Genomic DNA, 6,315 nt, shown 5'->3' on the forward strand with positions numbered 1-6,315 from the left:
GCCGGGCGCTGGCCGAGGCGAGGGCGAGTCCCGCCCGCGCCGCGCCGCCGGTGATGCTGCCGGCCTCGGCCACCGCCACGAAGAGCCGCAGATCGGCCAGGTCCAGATGCAGAGCCTTCGTCCTTTCCGAAGCCAGGCTTCCCAAGATCCAGATTGTCGGGCGACCCCGCGGATGCGACCCAACAGACAGAAAAAAGAAGGGGGCCCGGGGGAATTCATTCCCCCGGACTTTTTGCACGATGGCCGATGGATTGTATATCGCTGGTGTTTTCCTGCTCGCCGGCCTGGTGAAGGGCGTGCTGGGCCTCGGATTGCCCACGGTGGCGATGGGCCTGCTGGGCCTGGCGATGCCGCCCGTCCAGGCGGCCGCCCTGCTGGTGCTGCCTTCGCTGGTGACGAATCTCTGGCAGCTTCTGGCCGGCCCGGCCTTCGGCGCGCTGCTGCGGCGGCTCTGGGCCATGATGCTCGGCATCCTGGCCGGCACGCTGCTGGGGGCGGGGCTGATCGCGCGGGGGGATTCGCCCTGGCCGGTGGCGGCGCTGGGGCTGGTGCTGCTGGCCTATGCCGGGCTCGGCCTGGCGCGGCCCAGCCTGCGCGTGCCGCCGCGCGCCGAAGCCTGGGCGGCACCGCCAGTGGGGCTGGCGACGGGCTTGCTCACCGGGGCCACCGGGGTGTTCGTCATTCCGGCGGTGCCCTTCCTCGGCGCGCTGGGGCTGGGGCGGGACGATCTGGTGCAGGCGCTGGGCCTGTCCTTCACCGTCTCCACCGTGGCGCTGGCGGCGGGGCTGGCCTGGCACGGGGGCCTGCCCGTGCTGCGGCTGGGGCAGTCCCTGCTGGCCATCGCGCCCGCGCTGCTCGGCATGGCCCTGGGCGGCTGGCTGCGCGGCAAGGTGCGGCCGGAGCTGTTCCGGCGGGGATTCTTCCTGGGACTCGGAGTGCTGGGGGCGGAAATGATGATGCGGGTGATATTCAGATAAAAGGAGTGTTCTTTTTTGAAAAAAAGAACCAAAAAACTTTTATCTGTTTAGCGTTTCACTGTAGGGGGGGAGACGGCGGCAGCCTGGGAAAAAGTCTTTTATTCAGAAAAGACGGCGCTTCCCTGCCCCCTCGACAGCATGGGCGGCGCGCGCCCATATGCGGCGCCATGCCCGAGCCCATCGCCCTGTATGTCCACTGGCCCTTCTGCCTGGCCAAGTGCCCCTATTGCGACTTCAACAGCCATGTGCGGGAGCGGGTGGACGCGGCGCGCTACGGCGCCGCGCTGCGCCGGGAACTGGCCCACGAGGCCGAGCGGCTGGGCGAGAAGCGCCCGCTGGCCTCGATCTTCTTCGGCGGCGGGACGCCGAGCCTGATGCCGCCCGAGGTGGTGGCCGATGTCATCGCCGAGGCCCGCCGGCTGTTCGAACCGCTGCCCGACATCGAGATCACGCTGGAGGCGAACCCGACCAGCGTCGAGATCGCGAAGCTGGCGGCGCTGCGCGAGGCCGGGGTGAACCGCGCCAGCCTCGGCATCCAGTCGCTGCAGGACAAGGCGCTGGGCTTCCTCGGCCGGCAGCACGACGCGAAGCAGGCGGTGGCGGCGCTGGAGGCGGCGCGCGCCCTGTTCCCGCGCATCTCCTTCGACCTGATCTATGCGCGGCCCGGCCAGGGGCTGGAGGAGTGGCGGGCCGAGCTGCGCCAGGCCCTCGCCCTGGCGGCCGACCATCTCTCCCTCTACCAGCTGACCATCGAGCCGGGCACGCGCTTCGCGACCGAATACGCCCGCGGCGCCTTCGCCCTGCCGGAGGGGGAGGAAGCCGCCGCCCTCTACTACGCCACCGGGGAGGAGGCGGGGCGCTTCGGCCTGCTGCCCTATGAGGTTTCCAACTACGCCAGGCCCGGGGCGGAGAGCCGGCACAACCTCGCCTATTGGCGCTATGGCGACTATCTCGGCATCGGCGCCGGGGCGCATCAGCGGGTGACGCGGGACGGCACCGTGGTCGCCGCCCGCCGGCACCGCGCGCCGGAGGAATGGCTGTCGCGCGTCGAGGCGGAGGGCCATGCGGTGACGCGGGAAGAGCATCTGGCGCCGCTCGACCGCGCGCGGGAGGCGCTGCTGATGGGGCTGCGGCTGTCGGAGGGCGTCAGCCCCGCCCGGTTGCAGGCCCGCACCGGGCTAACCCTGGCCGAGGCGGTGGACCCCGCCATGCTGACCGCCTGCCTGGAGGAGGATTACCTCCGCTGGACGCCGGAGGGGAACCTGGCCACCACCTGGGAAGGGCGGCTGCGGCTGGATGCGCTGCTGCCGGTGCTGCTGCGCTGAGGGCGCTGCCGCGGTGAGCTGAACCCGGCGCGGACCACCCCTTGCCATCCGGCAAAACGGAACATATGAAGAACATGCTTCCGGGATGGCCTGTGTCATGGATCTGCGCGCCAAGCTCGCCCTGCTGGCGGATGCCGCCAAATACGATGCCTCCTGCGCCTCCTCCGGCACCGAGAAACGGGATTCGCGCGCGGGCGGGCTCGGCAGCACCGAGGGCATGGGCATCTGCCACGCCTACGCGCCGGATGGGCGCTGCATCTCGCTGCTGAAGGTGCTGCTGACCAATGCCTGCGTGTTCGACTGCGCCTACTGCATCAACCGCGCCACCTCCAACGTGCCGCGCGCCCGCTTCACCGTGGACGAGCTGGTCCGGCTGACCCTGGCCTTCTACCGGCGCAACTATATCGAGGGGCTTTTTCTCAGCTCCGGCATCATCCGCTCGCCCGACTACACGATGGAGCAGCTGGTGCGGGTGGCCCGCACACTGCGCGAGGCGCATGGCTTCCTCGGCTATATCCACCTGAAATCCATCCCCGAGGCGGCGCCGGAGCTGCTGGAAGAGGCCGGGCGCTGGGCCGACCGGCTGTCGATCAATATCGAGCTGCCGCAGGAGAAGAGCCTGCAACGCCTGGCGCCGGAGAAGCGCCCGCCCGCCATCGGTGGCGCCATGCGGCTGCTGGCCAGCGGCATCGAGGAGGCGAAGGAGGCGAAGCGCACCGCCCGCCGCGCCCAGCCGCCGCGCTTCGCGCCCGCCGGGCAATCCACCCAGATGATCGTCGGCGCCGATGACAGCGACGACCGCCGCATCCTGACCACCGGCGCCACGCTGTATGGGCGCTACAAGCTGCGGCGGGTCTATTACTCGGCCTATTCGCCGATCCCGGAGGCGTCTTCCGCCCTGCCGCCGCAGGCGCCGCCGCTGCTGCGGGAGCACCGGCTGTACCAGGCCGACTGGCTGCTGCGCTTCTACGGCTTCGGCACGGAGGAGATCCTGGCGGGCGGCGAGGACGGCATGCTGGACCTCGAGATCGACCCCAAGCTGGCCTGGGCGCTGAAGCACCGGGCGCTGTTCCCGCTCGACCTCAACCGGGCGGGGCGGGAGGAATTGCTGCGGGTGCCAGGGCTCGGCGCGCGCAATGTGGACCGCATCCTGGCGGCGCGCGGGGCGGGGGCGGTCCGGCTGGCCGATCTGGCGCGCCTGCGGGTCCCGCTGCGCAAGGTGGCGCCCTTCCTGCTGGCGCCGGACCACCGGCCGCCGCCGGGGCAGATCGATTCCGCCCTGCTGCGGCAGCAGCTGCGGCCGGGCAGCGCCTTTGCCGGTGCGGCACGGCCGGCGCAGCTGGCGCTCGCCCTGTGACCACCGTGGCGCTGGACGGCCCGGCCGATGTGGCGGGGTGGCGGCGCGCGGCGCGCGGTCTGCTGGCCGCCGGCATCCCGCCCGAGGCGGTGTCCTGGCGCCTGCCCGGCGAGGTGCCCGGATTGTTCGACGGCGAGCCGACTGTGCTTCCGGCGGCGGCCTCGCCGCTGGTGGTGCCGCGCGTCGTGCTGGAACTGCTGGAGCGCGCCTTGCTGCATGCGGCCCCGGAGCGGTTCGCGCTGGGTTATGCGCTGCTCTGGGCCGGGCGGGAGCGGCCGGCGGTGCTGCGCGACCCGACCGACGCGCGGCTGGCGCGGCTGTCGGCGATGGCGCGGGCGGTGCGGCGGGATGCGCACAAGATGCATGCCTTCCTGCGCTTCCGCGAGGTGGAGACGGAGGCCGGGCTGCGCAGCGTCGCCTGGTTCGAGCCGGAGCATCATATTGTCGAGGCGGAGGCCGGCTTCTTCCAGCGGCGGTTCGCGGCGCTGCGCTGGTCGATCCTGACGCCGCTGCGCTGCGCGCATTGGGATGGCGCGGCGGTGGCGTTCACCCCCGGAGCCCGGCGCGAGGATGCTCCCGCCCAGGACGCGGCGGAGGAGCTCTGGAAGGTCTACTTCGCCAGCACCTTCAACCCGGCGCGGCTGAAGCCCGCGGCGATGAAGGCCGAGATGCCCAAGAAATACTGGAAGAATTTGCCCGAGGCGGCGGTGATCCCGCAGCTGATGCGCGGCGCGGAGGGCCGTGTGCAGGCGATGCTCGGCCAGGATTTCCAGGCGCCCCGCCGCCGCCAGAAAGCCCACTGAAGGCGGGGTCCGGGGGGACCCTGTCCCCCCGGAGTCTTCTCTTATTCCGCCGGCAGCCAGACCTTGAAGGTGGCTCCTTCACCTTCCTGGCTTTCGATCAGCAGCTGGCCGCGATGCCGGTTGACGATGTGCTTGACGATGGCGAGGCCGAGGCCGGTGCCGCCATCCTTGCGGGTGCGCGCCTTGTCGACGCGGTAGAAGCGTTCGGTCAGGCGGGGGATGTGTTCGCGGGCGATGCCCGGCCCGTCATCGGCGATGCTGAGCATGATGCCGGGGCGGGGGTTGCCGGTGCGGGCGACGCAGAGCCGCACCGTGCCGCCCTCCCGCCCGTGGCGGACGGCGTTCTCCAGCAGGTTGCGGACCACCTGGGCGAGTTGCTCGGCATCGGCCGGGGCGGCGATGGCGCCCTCTTCCAGCTTCTGCTCCAGGGTGACGTCGCGGGCGGCGAGGATGGGGGCCATGGCCTCGGCCTCGCGCCGCGCCAGGGCGGCCAAGTCGACGCGCTCGGTCGGCGCCTGGTGCTCGGCCAGCTCGATGCGGGAGAGGCCGAGCAGCCCCTCGATCAGCCGGCGCATCCGTTCCGACTGCTCGGCCATGATGCCGAGGAAGTGGGCCTGGGCGTCCGGGTCGTCGCGGGCCGGGCCGCGCAGCGTCTCGATGAAGCCCATGATGCTGGCGAGCGGCGTGCGCAGCTCATGGCTGGCATTGGTGACGAAATCGGCGCGCATGCGCTCCACCGCGCGCTCGCGCGTGCGGTCGGAGAGCAGCACGACCAGCCGCCCGCCATCGGCGAGTGGCGGGTCGAGCGGGATGACCTGCACCACCAGCTCGCGCGGGACGGGCACCGGCAGCACCAGGTCGGCGGTCTGCCGCTGGCCCTCGGCCAGGGCCCGGTCGACGGCGCCGGCCAGGGCCGGGTGGCGCAGCAGGGCGGCGACATCGCCGGCCAGCGGCCCGGAATCGGTGGCGCGCGCGCCGAACAAAGCGCGCGCCGCGGCATTGGCGCGCAGCGCGGCGCGGTCGGCGCCGAGCACCAGCAGCGGGTCGGGCAGGGCTTCCAGGATGGCGGCGTCGGCGCGCTTCATGCGGCCGACCTCCTCGCCGCGCTCGGCCAGGCTGCGGGCCAGGCGGGCGACACCGTCGGAGACCTCGGCGAGCGCCGGCAGCAGGGGCTGGCGCTGGTCGGGCCATTCGCCCTGGCCCTCGGCGGCGCGCTTCAGCACGGCGGAGAGCCGGGCCAGATTGCCGAGCCAGAGCCGCGCCACGCCGAGTGCGGCGGCGCCGGTGGCCAGCAGCGCCAGCAGCAGCGGCCCGCCCTGGGCCTGGCCGGTCAGTCCCAGCAGCAGCAGCACCACCATCGGCACGCCGCCGATCAGCGCCGCCGAACTCAGCCAGCGCCCGGCCGCCGGCCTTTCCTCATCCATGACGCGCATCCAGAGCGGGGCGGAGCCCCAAGGGACAGGAAGGGGGAGGGCGCGGCCGCCCTCCCGCCCGTTCAGTAGCCGACGCTGCCCGGCAGCTCGGCCGGGGCGACGACGCCCGGCGCGGCGCCCGGGGCGATGGCGTAGACGGCGAGGCCGCGCTGCACCTGCCCGCCCGGGTTCAGCCGCAGCGCCCCATCGGCGCCGAGGATGACCTCGCCCACCGGCACCTGGCCGGAGCCGTCGCGCATGGCGCGGGCGGCGATGGCGGCGGCGTCATAGGCGACGCCCACGATGCGCGCCGGCTTCTCGCCGAAGGCGGTCTCGTAGCGGCTCTCGAAGGCGCCGCGGGCCGCCGGGTCGGGGCCGGGGAACCAGGCGCCGGCGAGGGCCGCCTGCTGGCTCGTGCTGTCATCCTGCCCCCACAGCGCG

General features: G+C 72.8%; 5 protein-coding genes and 1 pseudogene. 4 read left to right on the top strand and 2 right to left on the bottom strand.

Annotated features, from left to right (window positions below; genetic code table 11):
- The first annotated feature begins 239 nt into the window (after nt 1-239).
- The 4 genes from HMPREF0731_RS07705 to HMPREF0731_RS07720 all read left to right on the top strand — a co-directional run bounded on the left by HMPREF0731_RS07705 (nt 240) and on the right by HMPREF0731_RS07720 (nt 4,462).
- A complete protein-coding gene (locus tag HMPREF0731_RS07705) occupies nt 240-977 on the top strand; it encodes a sulfite exporter TauE/SafE family protein (protein WP_040612536.1) in 738 nt (245 codons plus the stop codon).
- A 167-nt stretch (nt 978-1,144) separates the two neighbouring features.
- Nucleotides 1,145-2,302 carry a radical SAM family heme chaperone HemW gene (gene hemW / locus HMPREF0731_RS07710; RefSeq protein ID WP_040612538.1) on the top strand — a complete coding sequence of 386 codons (1,158 nt, stop codon included), beginning with the start codon at nt 1,145-1,147 and terminating at the stop codon, nt 2,300-2,302.
- Between the two features lie 97 nt (nt 2,303-2,399).
- Entirely contained in the window at nt 2,400-3,659 is a 1,260-nt protein-coding gene (locus HMPREF0731_RS07715) for a putative DNA modification/repair radical SAM protein (RefSeq protein ID WP_040612540.1), read from the top strand.
- Nucleotides 3,656-4,462 (top strand): TIGR03915 family putative DNA repair protein, encoded by an 807-nt coding sequence (locus HMPREF0731_RS07720; RefSeq protein WP_007003511.1) that lies wholly within the window; start codon nt 3,656-3,658, stop codon nt 4,460-4,462. The genes HMPREF0731_RS07715 and HMPREF0731_RS07720 overlap by 4 nt, the downstream gene beginning before the upstream one ends.
- Before the next feature lie 41 nt (nt 4,463-4,503).
- Here HMPREF0731_RS07720 and HMPREF0731_RS07725 read toward each other — a convergent pair whose 3' ends face one another.
- Nucleotides 4,504-5,886 (bottom strand): ATP-binding protein, encoded by a 1,383-nt coding sequence (locus HMPREF0731_RS07725; RefSeq protein ID WP_245538284.1) that lies wholly within the window; start codon nt 5,884-5,886, stop codon nt 4,504-4,506.
- Between the two features lie 71 nt (nt 5,887-5,957).
- A pseudogene (locus HMPREF0731_RS25145) lies at nt 5,958-6,315 on the bottom strand (penicillin-binding protein activator); the annotation flags it as partial.

The sequence above is a fragment of the Pseudoroseomonas cervicalis ATCC 49957 genome (genome assembly GCF_000164635.1).
Classification (GTDB): domain Bacteria; phylum Pseudomonadota; class Alphaproteobacteria; order Acetobacterales; family Acetobacteraceae; genus Pseudoroseomonas; species Pseudoroseomonas cervicalis.

Bases quoted from the DNA above. Each gene is read 5' to 3' on its own strand.
- hemW (WP_040612538.1), top strand. From the start codon at position 1,145: ATGCCCGAGCCCATCGCCCTGTATGTCCACTGGCCCTTCTGCCTGGCC.
- HMPREF0731_RS07725 (WP_245538284.1), bottom strand. From the start codon at position 5,886: ATGGATGAGGAAAGGCCGGCGGCCGGGCGCTGGCTGAGTTCGGCGGCG.
- HMPREF0731_RS07715 (WP_040612540.1), top strand. From the start codon at position 2,400: ATGGATCTGCGCGCCAAGCTCGCCCTGCTGGCGGATGCCGCCAAATAC.
- HMPREF0731_RS07705 (WP_040612536.1), top strand. From the start codon at position 240: ATGGCCGATGGATTGTATATCGCTGGTGTTTTCCTGCTCGCCGGCCTG.